The following is a 16,721-nucleotide window of genomic DNA, read 5'->3' as shown; positions in this document are numbered from 1 at the left end:
GGAATGGAGGAATGAAAGAATTGGGACTTTTTTTTGGTGAGATCGATCCGATCGCATTGAAACTTGGACCGATTGCGGTTCACTGGTATGGCGTCATCATCGGCATGGCGGTCTTGCTTGCTCTGTATTTGTCAATCAGGGAAGGCGAAAGAAGAGGCATTCATGAAGATAATTTTTATGATTTTTTGATTGTGGCACTTCCGGTTGCGATTATCTGCGCCAGAATCTATTACGTTGTTTTTGAATGGAACTACTATGCTTCAAATCCTGCTGAAATTATTCGCATCTGGGACGGAGGCATTGCCATTTATGGCGGGTTGATCGGAGCAGTTTTGACGCTGATTATTTTCTGCCGGGTGAAAAAGCTTTCACCGTGGCTTTTTATGGACGTTATGGCTCCAACCGTCATCATGGCTCAAGGAATCGGTCGTTGGGGGAATTTTGTCAATCAGGAAGCGCATGGCGTTCAGACGACAAGAGCGTTTTTAGAACGATTGTGCCTACCGGATTTTATCATTAATCAGATGAAGATTGACGGCATTTACTATCAGCCGACGTTTTTGTATGAATCGATCTGGGATATCCTGGGGTTTGGCATACTGATGTGGTTCAGGCACAAGAATCATTTGTTCAAACGCGGCGAAGTTGTTTTGAGCTATGTCATTTGGTATTCGTTTGGACGTTTCTTTATCGAAGGAATGCGGACTGACAGTCTGATGCTTGGTCCGTTGCGAGTTTCGCAGTGGTTGTCCGTCTTCTTGTTCTTTTTTGGCATTGGTTTGATTTTGTATCGAAGATATTGGCATCCGAACAATCCGTGGTATCTTGAGGGGAACGTTGATTATGAAAATTTTACTTAATTACATAATACTTTAAGTAAAATTTTAAGTAAATCAATCAAATTGCACGTGTCTTGTGTTAGAATATAGTATACTGAAGTTGAAGCTATTAATTAGGGGTGATTTTATGAGTTGGAAAGAAACTTATAACGCTTGGAAAAACTATCGGGAACTTGAACCTGATTTAAAAGATGAGCTTGCAAAGCTTGAAGGAAACGATGAAGCTTTGGAAGATGCTTTTTATGCTCCGATGGAATTCGGAACGGCGGGGATGCGCGGCGTAATCGGAGTCGGCATCAATCGAATGAATGTTTACACGGTTCGTCAGGCAACTGAAGGTCTTGCGTCATTGATGGATACTCTTGACGAAGAAACAAAGCGTCGCGGCGTTGCCATCAGTTATGATTCTCGTCATAAGTCTCAGGAATTTGCATTTGAATCGGCACGTGTTTTGGGGGCTCATGGCATCCCGAGCTTTGTTTTTGAAAGCCTGCGTCCGACGCCCGAACTTTCGTTTACGGTGCGTCATTTGCACGCTTATGCCGGGATCATGATTACCGCAAGCCATAATCCTAAACAATATAACGGCTATAAGATTTATGGCGAAGACGGTGCTCAAATGCCCCCAAAAGAATCAGACCTGATTACGAAGTACATTCGTGAAGTCGATGATATTTTTGCAGTTGAAGCAGCTGACAAGGATGCTTTGATCAATGACGGCACGCTGAAAGTCATCGGTTCTGAAATCGACAAGGAGTATTTGGCTGAAGTCAAAAAAGTAACGGTTGATCCGGAACTTGTTGCAGAAGAAGGCAAGACGATGAAGCTGATTTTCACTCCGCTTCACGGTACGGGCGCAATGCTTGGCGAAAAGGCTTTGCGTCAAGCTGGTTTTGAAGATTTCACGATGGTTCCCGAACAAGCGACTCCGGATGCTGATTTTTCAACCGTGGAACATCCCAATCCTGAATTTCCCGAAGCATTCGACCTTGCAATCAAGCTTGGCAAGCGAGACGATGCTGATTTGCTGATTGCCGTCGATCCGGACGCTGATCGTTTGGGTGCCGCTGTTCGTCAGCCGGATGGAGATTATAAGCTTTTGACGGGAAATCAGATTGCTGCGATCATGCTCAACTATATTTTGACCGCACGCAAAAATGCAGGGACGCTGCCTGAAAACGGTGCATTGGTCAAGTCGATCGTTTCAAGCGAATTTGCGGCTAAGATTGCCAAGGACTTTGGATGCGATACGGTCAACGTTTTGACTGGATTCAAGTTCATTGCCGAACAGATTCAGCATTTTGAAGAAACGAACGAGCACACGTTTATGATGGGCTTTGAAGAAAGCTACGGCTACCTTGTTCGTCCGTTCGTGCGTGACAAGGATGCTATCCAATCATTGGTGCTCCTTGCGGAAGTTGCCGCATATTACCGCAAGCAAGGCAAAAACCTTTATGACGGTCTGCAGGAACTCTTCGAAAAGTACGGATACTTTGCTGAAAAGACAACGGCACTTACGTTTGACGGCGTTGAAGGCGCACAGCAGATCAAGAATTTGATGGCTAAGCTTCGTGACGAGGCTCCGGCTGAGTTTGCGGGCGTTAAAGTCGTTTGTGCAGAAGATTTTGCAACTGGCAAAAAGAGCTTTGCCGACGGAAAAGAAGAGAAGATGAATCTTCCGAGCTCAAACGTTTTGAAGTATATCCTGGAAGACGGCACGTGGATTGCCGTTCGTCCTTCGGGAACCGAGCCTAAGATCAAGTTCTATATCGGAACGCAAGGCGATTCGGTTGAAAATTCCAAGGCAAACGTTGCTAAATTTGAAGAAGCAATTCAAGCGTACGTGGATTAAAAAGACAGCAAAGATCTTCACCGGATGAGGGCGAAGATCTTTTTTTAATCATTATTTTTGCGAAACTTTGTTCGAAGTGATACAATATTTCTAGATTTGTTTTATGGAACATGGGGGCGATTTTTTGTGATTGAACGACAACCTGATCGAAATTTTGAATTATGCTCGTCTTACAAACCAACTGGTGATCAGCCAGAGGCAATTGCTGAACTTACTGCCGGAATCAAAGCCGGGGAACATGCGCAAATTTTATTGGGCGCGACCGGAACCGGCAAAACGTTTACGATTTCAAACGTCATTGCAAACGTGAATAAGCCGACCTTGGTTTTGGCACATAACAAAACTTTGGCAGGTCAGCTTTATGGCGAATTCAAAGAGTTTTTTCCAAATAACGCGGTCGAATATTTCGTATCATATTACGACTATTATCAGCCTGAAGCCTATGTTCCTTCGAGCGATACCTACATCGAAAAAGATTCCAGCATCAATGATGAGATCGATAAGCTAAGACACGCTGCGACAAGCGCGTTGCTTGAACGAAACGACGTCATTGTCGTGGCTTCGGTCTCGTGCATTTTCGGATTGGGCGATCCAAGCGAATATCAGCAACAGGCGCTTTCTTTGCACGTTGATCAGGAGTATGGCCGCGATCGCCTGCTCAGGGAATTGGTTGAAATCCAGTTCGAGCGAAACGACATTGATTTTCAGCGCGGTCGTTTCCGCGTTCGTGGTGACGTGGTCGATATTTTTCCGGCGTCAAGCGATTCATCAGCGCTCAGAATCGAGTTTTTTGGAGACGACATTGATCGAATCTGCGAATTTAATCCACTGACCGGTGAAATTATCACCAATACGGATAAGGTGACGATTTTTCCGGCAACGCACTTTTTGACAAATGACGATCGAATGAAACAAGCATTGGAAGGAATCGAAAAAGAGCTGAAAGAACGACTTGAGGAACTGCGCGCGCAAGGCAAGCTTCTTGAAGCCCAGCGCCTTGAGCAAAGAACGACGTATGACATCGAAATGATGCGTGAAATGGGCTATTGTTCAGGAATCGAGAATTATTCAAAATATATGGATAATCGTCAGATGAACAGACCGTTTACGCTGCTTGACTTCTTTCCGAAAGATTTCTTGCTCGTTGTCGATGAATCGCATGTGACGATGCCGCAGGTCAGGGGGATGTATAACGGTGACCAGGCTCGCAAGCAAATGCTGGTCGATTATGGGTTCAGACTTAAAAGCGCACTTGACAATCGTCCGTTGAAGCTTGAAGAATTTGAAAAGCTGACGAATCAAATTATTTATATGTCGGCAACTCCAGGAGATTACGAAAAGAAACAGACCGACCACATCGTTCAACAGATAATTCGACCGACCGGACTCCTTGATCCTGAAATCGAAGTCAGACCGATCATGGGACAGATGGATGACCTTGTCGGTGAAATCAATAAGCGTACGGAGAAAAACGAGCGAGTCTTCGTGACGACTCTGACGAAAAAGATGGCCGAAGATTTGACAGATTATCTGAAAGAACTCGGCATAAAGGTCAAATATCTGCATTCTGATATCAAAACGCTTGAGCGAACAAGAATCGTTCGAGATCTGCGTCTTGGCAAATTTGACGTTTTGGTCGGAATCAACCTGCTTCGCGAAGGAATCGACGTTCCTGAAGTCTCGTTGGTAGCAATTCTTGATGCCGATAAGGAAGGATTCCTTAGAAATGAGCGTTCCTTGATTCAAACAATCGGACGTGCTGCCAGAAATGCCAACGGACACGTGATCATGTATGCTGACGAAGTGACCGAATCAATGAAAGCTGCGATTGACGAAACCAGGCGTCGTCGCGAGATTCAGATGAGGTATAATCAAGAACGCGGGATCGTTCCGCAGACAATCAAAAAAGAAATTCGTGCTGCAATTTCATATGGAGATAAAGTTTCCAAGAAGTCTAAAAAGAAAACGGAAGACTTTGATTTCAACGATTTGAGCCAAAAAGACCAACAAGAGATGATTTCAGGGTTGGAAGAACAGATGAGAGAAGCAGCCAAAAAGCTTGATTTTGAAGAAGCTGCACGTTTGCGAGACACGGTTCTTGAACTTAAGGCGGAAATTGAATAGAAAAGAGGAAAAAAGTTGGGTGTTGACAAAATTATCATTCATGGCGCAAGGGAACATAATTTAAAAAACGTCGACGTCGAAATTCCAAGAGACAAACTTGTCGTCGTGACGGGACTTTCGGGATCAGGCAAAAGTTCGCTTGCATTCGATACGCTTTATGCTGAAGGGCAAAGAAGGTATGTTGAAAGTCTCTCTTCTTATGCCAGGCAATTTTTAGGACAGATGGATAAGCCGGACGTTGATTCGATCGAAGGGTTGTCCCCCGCAATTTCGATTGACCAGAAGACGACTTCGAAAAATCCGCGTTCAACCGTCGGAACCGTCACTGAAATCAATGATTATCTGCGACTTTTGTGGGCACGTGTCGGAACCCCGATTTGTCCGAACGACGGCAGCGAGATTACGAGTCAGTCTCCTGAACAGATGGTTGATCGCATTTTGAAATTTCCGGAAAGAACCAAAGTCATTATTTTGGCGCCGGTTGTTCGCGGAAAGAAGGGGAAGCACAAAAAAATGCTTGAAAAAATCAAGCATGAAGGATTCATTCGTCTGATGATTGATGGAAAAGCCCATGAAGTTGACGATGAAATTGAACTTGATAAAAATAAGAAGCACGATATTTCAGTCGTTGTCGATCGTATCGTTGTCAAGGATGGCATCAGAACGCGCCTGTTTGATTCGTTTGAAGCAGCCTTGCGTCTTTCCGACGGATATGCAACGGCAGAAATTGTCGGTCAAGAAACGATTCAATTTTCGGAAAGCTTTGCCTGCCCATACTGCGGCTTTACGATTGGCGAACTTGAGCCGCGTCTTTTTTCGTTCAATGCTCCGTTCGGTGCGTGTCCTGAATGTGACGGGTTAGGCGCCAAACTTGAGGTTGACATGGATTTGGTTGTTCCTGATCAGACAAAGACGCTTCATGAAGGAGCCATCGCACCATGGAATCCAATCAGCTCGCAGTATTATCCGAATCTTTTGGAACAAGCGTGCCAAGCTTTTGGAGTTGACATGGATACGCCCTTTAAAGATCTTTCCAAAAAGGCTAAGAATCTCATTCTGTACGGTTCCGGCGACAAGGAATTTCATTTTCATCATGAAAACGACTTTGGCGGAGTCAGAGACGTCGACACTGTATTTGAAGGCGTAATCAACAACGTCGAGCGGCGCTATCGTGAAACGAACAGCGATTTTACGCGCGACGTGATGCGAAAGTACATGACAAGTCTGACGTGCAGCACGTGTCACGGATATCGATTGAACGAACGTGCGCTTGCGGTCAAAATCGACGGGAAAAACATTGGTGAAGTTTCCGAAATGTCGATTGGAGATGCCTTGCCGTTTTTCAAAGGATTGACGTTTTCTGAACAAAAAGAGCAGATCGCAAAACCTATTTTAAAAGAAATCTGCGATCGATTGAGTTTTTTGGTCAACGTCGGGCTGGCATATTTGACGCTCAGCCGTTCCGCACGTACGCTTTCAGGCGGTGAAGCGCAGCGAATCAGACTTGCGACCCAGATTGGCTCAAATTTGTCCGGCGTCTTGTATATTTTGGACGAACCGTCAATCGGGCTGCACCAGCGAGATAACGACAGACTGATTGATTCGTTGAAAAAAATGCGCGATCTCGGCAACACTTTGATCGTTGTCGAACATGACGAAGATACGATGAGGGCAGCTGATTACCTGATCGATATCGGACCTGGTGCCGGAAGTCACGGCGGAAAAGTCATGGCAAGCGGTACGCCCAAACAGGTGGCTCGTTCTGCCAAGTCATTGACTGGACAGTATTTGTCTGGCAAAAAATATGTTCCGATTCCAAAAGAGCGTCGCAAGGGAAACGGCCACGTGCTTGAACTTTTTGGCGCATGCGAGAACAATTTGAAAAATATCGACGTCAGCTTTCCGCTCGGGAAATTTATTGCGGTTACCGGTGTTTCAGGATCCGGCAAATCGACGCTCGTCAATATGATTTTAAAGAAAGCATTGGCAGCAAAGCTTAACCACAGCACGGAAAAGCCCGGCAGATTCAAGAAGCTCATCGGGACCGAATATCTTGAAAAAGTAATCTGCATCGACCAAAGTCCGATCGGGCGAACGCCGCGCAGCAATCCTGCGACATATACCGGCGTATTTGATGACGTTCGCGATCTTTTTGCGAAGACGAATCAGGCAAAAGTCAGAGGATACGGCAAGGGTCGATTCAGCTTTAACGTCAAAGGCGGTCGCTGCGAATCTTGCAAGGGCGACGGCATTATCAAGATCGAGATGAACTTTTTGCCGGATGTTTACGTTCCTTGTGAAGTTTGTCACGGTGCGAGGTACAATTCGGAAACGCTTGAAATAGAGTACAAGGGAAAGAATATTTCAGAAGTTTTGAACATGACCGTTGAAGAGGCGCTAGAGTTTTTTGCTGCAATTCCAAAAATCAAACGCAAGCTGCAGACGATTGCAGACGTCGGATTAGGTTACGTGACGCTGGGACAGCCGGCAACGACGCTTTCCGGTGGCGAGGCTCAAAGAATGAAGCTGGCAAGCGAATTGCATCGAAAGTCAAACGGCAAAACGTTTTATATTTTGGACGAACCTACGACGGGACTGCATACCGATGACATCAAGCGTTTGCTTGAGGTCTTGCAACGTCTGGTTGACAAGGGAAATACCGTGCTCGTGATCGAACACAACCTTGACGTCATCAAATCAGCGGATCATCTGATTGATCTGGGTCCGGAAGGCGGTGAAGGCGGCGGGACGATCATCGGATGCGGAACGCCGGAAGAACTTTGTCGAAACGAACACAGCTATACCGGAAAGTATTTGAAAGAAGTCATTGAAAGAGGTCATTATGAATAACGTTCAAGAAGAATTTCACGTTTTGTGCTCTTGAATTTTTCGAACAAACTGTTATAGTCATTAGTATAATAAAGTTTTGGAGGGATTACTTTGGCAAAAGTTGAAAGTTTTACATTGGATCATACTGCAGTCAAGGCACCTTACGTACGTTTGATTACGGTTGAAGAAGGTCCAAAAGGCGACAAAATTTCTAACTTCGATCTGCGCTTGGTTCAACCAAATGAAAATGCGATTCCGACCGCAGGACTTCATACGATTGAACACATGCTGGCAGGATATTTGCGCGATCACATGGATGGTGTGATCGACTGTTCTCCGTTCGGTTGTCGTACCGGCTTCCATCTGATCATGTGGGGAGAACACGACACTGTCGAAGTGGCCAAGGCTTTGAAGGCATCGCTTCAAGACATCGTTAATGCAACGTGGGAAGACGTTCAGGGAACGGATATCAAGAGTTGCGGCAACTATCGCGATCATTCGCTCTTTTCTGCTCAAGAGTGGTGCAAGAAGATTCTTGAAGAAGGAATCTCGTCAGATCCGTTCGTTCGCAAAGTTATTGATTGATCAAAAGCTGAGTCTGTGCTCTGCATTTAATAAAAAGCAGCGGAATGCATCGAATGGTGTTTTCGCTGCTTTTGGCGTTTTTTTGACAAAATACAGTGCAATGCTTAATAAATTTAGGTTTGCTTCGTTCTTTTAGGTCAAGCATGGCTTTCAAACTTAAAATCTATATGAAAAATATTAAATTTCTCACATATTCTTTTTTTGTCAGAAGATAAGTGTTAAATTTAATGATGTTAAATTATTCAGATTGAGGAAAATGACCATGAGTGGAAATTACAAGAGCGTTTTCGACATTATTGGACCAGTGATGGTTGGACCTTCCAGCTCGCATACTGCGGGGGCAGTTGCGATCGGACAAGTAGCCCATAAGCTTTTTTCTCAAAAAATCACGCAGGTTACGATCGATTATTATGAATCATTTGCAAAGACGCATCGCGGGCATGGAACGGATTTTGCGATTATCGCAGGTGTTTTGGGGATGCAAACGGATGATCTGCGCGTGCCTGATGCGGTCAGGATTGCTAAAATGAAGGGAATCAAGGTCAAATTCATTGAACACGAGGGAAAAAGCCCGATTAATCATCCCAATACGTCAATCGTAACTTTGGCAAACAAAGATAAGGAAGTCAAAGTTGCAGGATGTTCGATTGGCGGTGGGACGATTGAGATTCGAAAGATTCAAATTGACGGGCATGAATTTTTCCCGACAGGACCGTTGCCGATCATCATTTGTCTGGCAAAAGACGGCAAGCAAAACAGTATTCTTGAAAGTTTGGCCTGCGGTGACGATTTTATTGTCAAAAAAGCCGAGCGAAGCATCAGCTCAGGCTGCTGCCTGCTCGAATTCGATCTTGACAAAAAACCGGATGAGCAAATCTTGGAGCACATTGCTTCAATGAGCAAGGAATTGATTTGTCTTTAAGGGGGATTTTTGATGTACAGGAATGTTTCTTCCCTGATCAAGGCATGCGATGAATTAAATCTGCCAATCTGGGAACTGATGATTCGTTCAGAGATGAAATATGCGCGGGCAACGAGACAGGAAGTCTGGGACAAGATGAAAAACCAGCTTCAAGTGATGGAAAATGCAGCTCACAGAGGTGCAGATGGAAACGGAGTCCATTCTCCGACCGGATTAACCGGTGGAGAGGCTGCAAAAATGCGCAAATATCGAGAAAGCGGAAAGGGATTGTCTGGTGAATTGATATTATCCGCAATTCAAAATTCACTCGCTACCAATGAGGTCAATGCTGCAATGGGATTGATCTGCGCCACCCCGACTGCCGGTTCGTCAGGGACCATTCCCGGCGTGCTCTTTTCGATTGATCAAAAACTGCATTTGACGGAAGATCAGAAGATTCAGTTTTTGTTCACCGCAGGCGCCTTTGGACTCTTGACAGCAAACAATGCGATGATTGCTGGAGCCGTCGGCGGATGTCAGGCAGAAGTCGGAAGTGCCTCTGCCATGGCTGCAGCTGCAGCGGTTGAAATTTGCGGCGGCACGCCAAATCAGGCGGCAGAAGCTTTTGCAATGGCGCTCAGCAATTTGTTGGGACTTGTCTGCGATCCTGTTGCCGGTTTGGTCGAGATTCCGTGCGTCAAGCGAAACGTCGTTGGTTCCGTCAATGCGCTTGCATGTGCCGATATGGCGCTTGCCGGACTGACGAACAAGATTCCTGCCGATGAAGTAATCGGCGCAATGAAACGAATCGGCGAAAACATGCCGGTACAGCTGCGCGAAACCGGACTCGGCGGTTTGGCGACGACCAAGACCGGGTTAAAAATGAAAATCAGAATTTTTGGCGAAGATATGGATTAAAAGCCACGCGAGTCTAACATGATCGATTCGCGCGGCTTTTTTGCCGCATTTAGAAATGATGGCAGCGCAAGTATGTTATAATGTTGACAGTACTATTTGAGAGGATGAAGTCTGATGCATGACTCAATGCAATTAGTGATCGTTACCGGAATGAGCGGTGCCGGCAAGACCGTTGCGATGCAAAGTTTTGAAGATTTGGGATATTTTTGCGTCGATAACATGCCGCCGGCTTTGATGGGCAAGTTTTGGGAATTGATCAAGGAATCCGGCAAAATCAAGAAGGTGGCGCTTGTAATCGATCTGCGTTCGCGGGCGTTTTATGAAGAAGTCGTTGAAATGATTCGCAGCTTGGAAGATGAAAACGGCATCAGCGCCAAAATCGTCTTTTTGGACGCTTCTGATGAGGAACTAGTTGCTCGCTATAAGGAAACGAGAAGATTGCACCCGCTTGCGATGGATGGACGCGTGCTTGACGGCATCGTGCGCGAACGCGAGATTTTAAATGAAATCAAGTCAAAGGCCACGCTTTTGATTGATACGACGAGGCTTTCTCCGCGACAGCTGCGCGAAGAAATCTTCCATAATTTTGAGACCAGCGAAAACACTGCATTTCACATCAACGTGATGTCTTTTGGCTTCAAATACGGCATTCCGATTGATGCCGACGTCGTCATGGATGTCAGGTTTTTGCCGAATCCTTACTATGTCAAGGAATTAAAGGAAAAAAATGGCCTTGACGATGACGTCTACGAGTATGTCATGAATTCCGAGAAGACTGCCGAATTTTACAAGCAGTACATCTCAATGCTGCGCTACGTGATTCCGGGTTACGTTGCTGAAGGAAAAACGAGCCTGACGATCGCAATCGGATGTACTGGCGGACAACACCGTTCAGTGGCGATTGCGCAACGAATTGGCGAAGACTTGCAAAGCGATGGATATACCGTCAATTTCAATCACCGCGACATGAAGAAGCGGAAGGAGACGGTTAATCGCTCATGATCAGTTTAAGAAAAAAACATCGTCCGAAAATTGTCGTGATCGGCGGCGGTACGGGACTGCCGGTTGTTTTGAAAGGTTTGCGCAAGAAAAATGCAGACATTACGGCCGTTGTTACCGTGGCTGATGACGGCGGTTCTTCTGGAATCATCAGAGACTACATTAACGTTGTCCCGCCAGGAGACATCAGAAACGTTTTGGCGGCTTTGTCCGACATGCCGAAACTTTACAAGGATATTTTTCAGTATCGTTTTTCGTCAAACGATCAATTCTTTTCAGGTCATGCAATCGGCAACCTGATTATTGCCGCGCTGACTGAAATGGATAACCGCGGCATCTTTGAAGCCGTGCAGGATTTGAGCAAGATCATGCAGGTCGACGGACACGTCTATCCGGCTTCAGACAAGCCGCTGACTTTGAACGCTGCATTTACCGACGGAACGGTCATCTCAGGCGAAGCAGAAATTTCTGCTGCTGGCAAGACAATCGACAATGTCTGGGTAACGTCTGCTGACGGCAGCAAACCGGAGGCCAAGCAGGAAGTTGTCGATGCGATTCTTGATGCCGATCAGATCGTGCTCGGACCCGGGAGCCTTTTCACGAGCATTTTGCCGAATCTGATGATTGAAAACGTCGGCGAGGCCGTGTGCCGAAGCGAAGCAGAGGTTGTCTACATCTGCAACATCATGACGCAAAAGGGCGAAACTGAGCATTTTACCGATGCCGATCACGTTCGGGTTTTGAACAGGCATTTGAAACAGAATTTTATCGATACGGTGCTCGTAAATACGGAGCCGGTTCCAAAAAATTATCTGGATCGCCAGAAGTATGACGAATACCTGTATCAGGTAAAATATGATTTTAAAGGGTTGAGGGACCAGGGGTGTCGCGTTATTTCCGACAACTTTCTAAAGCTCAGAAATCAGGGAGTGTTTCATAACGGGGACCAGGTCGTGGACGAGTTGATGTGTCTTGCCGGACGTCCGAAGTCCTGGCGAGCAGACGAATCTAACTAAAAGGAGGGAGCGTTTTTGTCATACGCAAGCGAGGTTAAAAAAGAACTTACGACATTGGAAGTTCATTTCGGCAATGCCAAAGCAGAACTCATGGCTTTGATTCGCATGAACGGTTCGCTTGGACTTTCCAATCATCGCTTTATCTTGAACGTTCAAACGGAAAACCCCGCCACAGCCCGCAGAATTTACAGTTTGCTGAAACAGTTCTATGATGTCGAAAGCGAGCTTTTGGTTCGGCGGAAGATGAAACTCAAGAAAAACAATCTCTATATCGTGCGCTTGAACAAGGGCAGCGATTACGTGCTGAAGGATCTTGATATTTTGGACGGTTTTCAGTTGAAAGAAACCGTTCCGCTCGATTTTTTGGATGACGACGCCAAGGTTCGCTCATATTTGCGCGGGGCTTTTCTCGCCACGGGTTCGGTCAACAATCCTGAAACAAGCAGCTATCATCTGGAAATCTATTCGCTTTATGAGGATCATAATCAGACGATTTGCGAAATGATGAATCGCTACGGCTTAAACGCGCGCACGGCCAAGCGTCGCAGCGGCTACATCACTTATCTCAAAGAAGCAGAAAAGATTGCCGATTTTTTGTCTTTGATCGGTGCGACAAGTTCAATGCTCAAATTTGAAGACGTTCGCATCATGCGCGATATGAGAAATTCAGTGAATCGAATCGTCAATTGTGAAAATGCAAACTTCAACAAGGTTGCTGACGCGGCCAACAGGCAGATTGAAAGTATTAAGTATCTCGACAAAAAAATCGGTTTGAACAATTTGCCCGTCAAGCTGCAAGAAATCGCAATCGCGCGCATGGCTCATCCGGAAGTCAGTTTAAAAGAACTCGGCGAATTGGTTCCGGGCGGTCCGATTTCAAAATCCGGCGTCAACCATCGTTTGAGAAAAATTATGGAGCAAGCAGAAAAAATGGGTTTTGGAAAATAGAGGCTTTGCTCTTTGAAGCACATCTAAAAAAGCGTTTTGTTTGGCCTGATTCGGCGTGTGCCTGGATCGGGCCTTTTGATTTGGGGATGTTGGAATAAAGATTAATTATGGAAAAATTTTGCAATTGATAAAACAAAAGATTGTGAGAAAACATTTCTTGTGATATCTTTTAGATAAATCAAAATGCTAACCGGTTTTATTTTTAAGGAGAGGTATTATTATAATTAAAAAAAATCTTTTTATTGGGGTCAACCTTGCTTTTTTTGTTAGTTTCTTCTTCAAGTGCTTATGCAGGCTCAACTAGCTGAGGGGATGTTGAACTGTCAAGCAGCAATTTGAAATCACCGGTATCAGTGATAAAAGAAGGCGGGCTAGCTCTATTTAAATCAAAAGTCAAAGGGAAAGGGCTGACTCCGTAGCAATGGCATTATATTGATGGTGGCAAATGGTTATTTGGCGTCTACGGTACAAAGGTTCAGTCGACTTATGTTCATTATGGACGAACTCATTCAGCAACTGCTAAAAACGGAATGGGTGCAGGAACACGTGTGAAAGTTCATGCAGGCATAACTGCTTTTTCGCAAGTTAATGCGACTATGAGAAATAATAAAGCATATTATAATGTTTATTAAGAAGCTTTTATGTGAATAGTGCTTTGCTCAGTGTGTTGTCATTTGTTGTGAAACACCTTATTTTTAAGTTTTTTCGGGGGGATTATGAAGAAATTATTTTCAATAAGCATGCTGATTTTTTTGATAATTTCCGGGATGGTCGTCATAAATAAAAGAATTGACGATTATTTCACCAAGCTTTTGTATGGTGACAAGACAGAAGTGTCTCTGCTTTTAAAAGATGATGCTGACTGTCTTGCATTGATAAATAGTCTGAAAAAAATATCTGAAGGCGAGACTAGTGTTTCACAGTACTTTTTTACCAGTGAAAATGAGTTGACTATTTACGATACTAATCCTGATTTTCTAATCAAAGGAAGAATTTCGCATGATGATTTGGCTACGAATTATATGAAAAATAAGCAGAAACTGCTGATCCCGAATTATAGGTATCATGTCAAGCTTTACCCCCTTGATAAAATCAAGAACATGGGGTTCAATAGCGTCTTTTATGTTTCAGGAAACGTAAAAGAAGTTTGTGATACCATGAGAGATTTTGGAAAAGTGCGCATAAAATCCCAGAAAGATATCGCTTCTTTTGAAGATGATCAGAGCACGTTGCTTTTTTTGGCAAATCTTTCAGGGATTGTTTCGTTGATATCGCTGATGTTCCTGTTGATGAAACAAAAGCGTCAAAATGATTTGATGCGACTTCTGGGAAGGAAATCGTATGAAATTTTAAATGAAACGATTAAAGATCTGATTCCATCGTTGGAGTTTTCAATCGGAATCAGTGCGACGTTATTATTCGGTTATGCTTCTTGGAAAAATTTGGTCGAGTATTGCAGCCGATTTTTGGTGTCGCTTCTTTTGTTATATGCCTGCTGCCTGCTTTTTATTTTGGTTATCATTATCGTTGCCGGCGCATTTCAGATGAAAACAAGACTGTTTCTGTCTTATAATGCGTTTTTTTCTAAAGCAGCATATGGTCTCAATGCTGCATTTTTCATTTTAAGCATTTTCTTAGTCAGCATCATGTTTCCGAAGTTTCACCAAGAATATAGTCGATTTAAGGAGCAGGCATCAAGACTTGAACGTTGGGAGGATGCCAAAAACATATATCAGACAAACTTGACCAATCAGATAGACAGAATGGATAATTCTGCTGAGGTTGAATATGATTTGAAAGCAAAGAATCTTTGGGAAAAACTAAGATCAAATTATCAAGCTTTTGTTGTTTTTTCAGACAATTTCTTATGGACTTCAGGACAAAACGGCAAGGAGCAGCCGTGGTATCTGGCAAATCCCGACAATAAGTCTTTAGATGACCGTATTTGCTCGGTTTCCGGTCGCGCGATAACCGCGGATAAGAATTATTTGCGACTTTCGAAGACGATTCTTTCGGACGGAAAAAGCGTTTCTGATTTGAAACCGACGCTTTTTACGAAGATTCTGATAGTTCCCAAAAAATACGGCAAGTATGAAAAAGAAATTCGCAATCGATACATGGATGAATTTTTGTTTCAACTCAATACGGATTTTAAGCTTTGGAAAAAGAGAGAACGTGTGCCAAAGTTTACGCACAAAAATCTGAAAATCAAAATTGTCTATGCAAAAAACGGGCAAAGTTATTTCACGTACAATCCTGATTCAGGTGATAATTTGCTTTCAAATACGGTCAAAGACCCGGTAATCAAACTGTTTGACGATTATCAAAACAGCTTGTCGTACGGAAATCTCTTTTGCTTGAATGGCGGCTTTTTCTTTAGCGACAAACATTTCGGAAAGGTCTATGAGAGACTTGAGCCGAAACTTCGTGAGAGCGGAATCGGTTCAACGATAAATTTCGTAACGTCCGTTTATTCGAAGAAGGCAGAGCTCGTTCAACAAAACAAACGGCAAGTCGCTTGTTCTTTAATTCGTTTGACGGTACTTGTTTCAGGCAGCTTTTTCTTTCTTTTTGCAATGATTGCTCAATATTATTTGCTGCATGAAAGAGAAATCGTCATCAAACGCTTGATGGGGTGCTCTTTTTTTAGAATTTTAAACGGACAGATTGCTTTTTTTAGCGGTGTTTTTACGTTGTCTTTTATTATTTCTTCATGTTTATTGCAAAAGATGGATTGGCTTAATTTGGCAGTTTTGGCATTTCTTTTTATCGGAACGGTTTTTGCGTCATTCATTTGGATTTCGTATGACGTTCTTCAAAAAAACAGAACTTTGGGGAGGGATTTTTAATGATTACGTTAAAAAACGTTTCAAAAAGATATGATAACGTTCCTGTGTTGAACGAAATCAATCTTGAAATCAATCGAGGATCTTTTTGCTGCATAACCGGAAAGAGCGGTGCGGGTAAGTCAACGCTTTTGAAGATCATCTCAGGGATGGAAAAGCCTGATGAAGGTCAGGTGTTTTTTGAGGGAAAAGATTTAAAAAAAATCAGGCACCAAAAATTATGGGGAAGGCATTTTTCATTTGTATTTCAAAACTATTTTCTTTTGGACGACAAGACCGTCAGGAAGAATTTGAAACTCGCTTGTCAAAAAATCGGGGAACCTGAGATGACGGATGCTTTGAAGAAAACAGGTTTGACTGCAGATGTTTTGGACAAGACCGTGTATAGATTAAGCGGCGGAGAAAAGCAGAGGGTCGGAATTGCAAGGGCGATCCTCAAGCCTTTTGACGTGCTTGTTGCCGATGAGCCGACAGGCAATCTTGATTTTCAAAATGCAGCGGCCATAATGGACGTTTTGAAAAAACTTCAAGAAGATAAAAAGACGATCATCGTCGTTTGTAAGCGGTCGTTAAAACAGCGGTGTGTACACAAATAGCCCGAGATAGTATTATTATCTCAGGTTATTGCGTATGCATCGTTTTTATTTTCTTATTTATGAGGTAAGATCGATGTTCCATGGGAGAAGTTGGCGGAACCTTTCAGGATCAAATACCTCAATGTTGGTAATCTCCGTTAATACTTTTCTCAAGTATTTTTCAGGATCCAACTGATTAAGTTTGGCCGTATATATCAGCGACAGCGCAACGGCATTAGCCCTTGCGCCTTCAAAAGTTGACGAAAACAGCCAGTTTTTTCTCCCCATC

General features: G+C 43.9%; 14 protein-coding genes. 13 read left to right on the top strand and 1 reads right to left on the bottom strand.

The annotated features are described in order from the left end of the window. Positions 1–11: 11 nt before the first annotated feature. The 13 genes from lgt to BMZ95_RS04830 all read left to right on the top strand — a co-directional run bounded on the left by lgt (position 12) and on the right by BMZ95_RS04830 (position 16,453). A complete protein-coding gene (lgt, locus tag BMZ95_RS04890) occupies positions 12–860 on the top strand; it encodes a prolipoprotein diacylglyceryl transferase (RefSeq protein ID WP_046922906.1) in 849 nt (282 codons plus the stop codon). A gap of 106 nt (positions 861–966) precedes the next feature. After that, positions 967–2,691: a phospho-sugar mutase gene (locus BMZ95_RS04885; protein WP_046922905.1), complete on the top strand. Its 1,725-nt coding sequence runs from the start codon at positions 967–969 to the stop codon at positions 2,689–2,691. A 126-nt stretch (positions 2,692–2,817) separates the two neighbouring features. Next, positions 2,818–4,815 (top strand): excinuclease ABC subunit UvrB, encoded by a 1,998-nt coding sequence (uvrB, locus tag BMZ95_RS04880; protein WP_046922904.1) that lies wholly within the window; start codon positions 2,818–2,820, stop codon positions 4,813–4,815. Between the two features lie 15 nt (positions 4,816–4,830). After that, a complete protein-coding gene (gene uvrA / locus BMZ95_RS04875) occupies positions 4,831–7,665 on the top strand; it encodes an excinuclease ABC subunit UvrA (protein ID WP_046922903.1) in 2,835 nt (944 codons plus the stop codon). Between the two features lie 90 nt (positions 7,666–7,755). Beyond that, positions 7,756–8,229 (top strand): S-ribosylhomocysteine lyase, encoded by a 474-nt coding sequence (locus BMZ95_RS04870; RefSeq protein ID WP_003692566.1) that lies wholly within the window; start codon positions 7,756–7,758, stop codon positions 8,227–8,229. Between the two features lie 262 nt (positions 8,230–8,491). Continuing rightward, on the top strand, positions 8,492–9,151 hold the full coding sequence (locus BMZ95_RS04865) for a serine dehydratase beta chain (RefSeq protein WP_046922902.1): 660 nt from the start codon (positions 8,492–8,494) through the stop codon (positions 9,149–9,151). A 12-nt stretch (positions 9,152–9,163) separates the two neighbouring features. Next, positions 9,164–10,048, top strand: coding sequence for an L-serine ammonia-lyase, iron-sulfur-dependent, subunit alpha (gene sdaAA, locus BMZ95_RS04860; RefSeq protein WP_046922901.1), 885 nt, complete (start codon positions 9,164–9,166; stop codon positions 10,046–10,048). 114 nt (positions 10,049–10,162) lie between these two features. Beyond that, positions 10,163–11,050: an RNase adapter RapZ gene (gene rapZ / locus BMZ95_RS04855; protein WP_046922900.1), complete on the top strand. Its 888-nt coding sequence runs from the start codon at positions 10,163–10,165 to the stop codon at positions 11,048–11,050. Further along, positions 11,047–12,063 carry a gluconeogenesis factor YvcK family protein gene (locus BMZ95_RS04850; RefSeq protein ID WP_014073164.1) on the top strand — a complete coding sequence of 339 codons (1,017 nt, stop codon included), beginning with the start codon at positions 11,047–11,049 and terminating at the stop codon, positions 12,061–12,063. Before rapZ ends, BMZ95_RS04850 begins: the two co-directional genes overlap by 4 nt. Before the next feature lie 15 nt (positions 12,064–12,078). Next, positions 12,079–13,011 (top strand): DNA-binding protein WhiA, encoded by a 933-nt coding sequence (gene whiA / locus BMZ95_RS04845; RefSeq protein ID WP_039122129.1) that lies wholly within the window; start codon positions 12,079–12,081, stop codon positions 13,009–13,011. Between the two features lie 431 nt (positions 13,012–13,442). Beyond that, positions 13,443–13,643 carry a lactococcin 972 family bacteriocin gene (locus tag BMZ95_RS11685; RefSeq protein WP_080927196.1) on the top strand — a complete coding sequence of 67 codons (201 nt, stop codon included), beginning with the start codon at positions 13,443–13,445 and terminating at the stop codon, positions 13,641–13,643. A gap of 84 nt (positions 13,644–13,727) precedes the next feature. Then, the gene (locus tag BMZ95_RS04835; protein WP_046922899.1) at positions 13,728–15,860 is read left to right on the top strand and encodes a hypothetical protein; all 2,133 of its coding nucleotides are present in this window, start codon (positions 13,728–13,730) and stop codon (positions 15,858–15,860) included. Continuing rightward, positions 15,860–16,453, top strand: coding sequence for a cell division ATP-binding protein FtsE (locus BMZ95_RS04830; RefSeq protein WP_046922898.1), 594 nt, complete (start codon positions 15,860–15,862; stop codon positions 16,451–16,453). Before BMZ95_RS04835 ends, BMZ95_RS04830 begins: the two co-directional genes overlap by 1 nt. A 57-nt stretch (positions 16,454–16,510) precedes the next feature. On the opposite strand, the gene BMZ95_RS11255 is transcribed toward BMZ95_RS04830, so the two are convergent. Continuing rightward, positions 16,511–16,721: transposase domain-containing protein (locus BMZ95_RS11255; RefSeq protein WP_191981825.1), on the bottom strand; the 211-nt coding region annotated here is incomplete at its 5' end.

This window comes from Ligilactobacillus ruminis DSM 20403 = NBRC 102161 (genome assembly GCF_900113455.1).
In the GTDB taxonomy this organism is placed as follows: Bacteria; Bacillota; Bacilli; order Lactobacillales; family Lactobacillaceae; genus Ligilactobacillus; species Ligilactobacillus ruminis.
Note: the sequence above shows the minus strand (reverse complement) of the source record. Positions and strands in the feature narration are given on the sequence as shown.

What these genes read in the sequence shown, in the direction of transcription:
- rapZ (WP_046922900.1), top strand. Translation starts at nt 10,163, where the DNA reads ATGCATGACTCAATGCAATTAGTGATCGTTACCGGAATGAGCGGTGCC.
- lgt (WP_046922906.1), top strand. Translation starts at nt 12, where the DNA reads ATGAAAGAATTGGGACTTTTTTTTGGTGAGATCGATCCGATCGCATTG.
- BMZ95_RS04885 (WP_046922905.1), top strand. Translation starts at nt 967, where the DNA reads ATGAGTTGGAAAGAAACTTATAACGCTTGGAAAAACTATCGGGAACTT.
- BMZ95_RS04850 (WP_014073164.1), top strand. Translation starts at nt 11,047, where the DNA reads ATGATCAGTTTAAGAAAAAAACATCGTCCGAAAATTGTCGTGATCGGC.
- BMZ95_RS04835 (WP_046922899.1), top strand. Translation starts at nt 13,728, where the DNA reads ATGAAGAAATTATTTTCAATAAGCATGCTGATTTTTTTGATAATTTCC.
- BMZ95_RS04830 (WP_046922898.1), top strand. Translation starts at nt 15,860, where the DNA reads ATGATTACGTTAAAAAACGTTTCAAAAAGATATGATAACGTTCCTGTG.
- sdaAA (WP_046922901.1), top strand. Translation starts at nt 9,164, where the DNA reads ATGTACAGGAATGTTTCTTCCCTGATCAAGGCATGCGATGAATTAAAT.
- BMZ95_RS04865 (WP_046922902.1), top strand. Translation starts at nt 8,492, where the DNA reads ATGAGTGGAAATTACAAGAGCGTTTTCGACATTATTGGACCAGTGATG.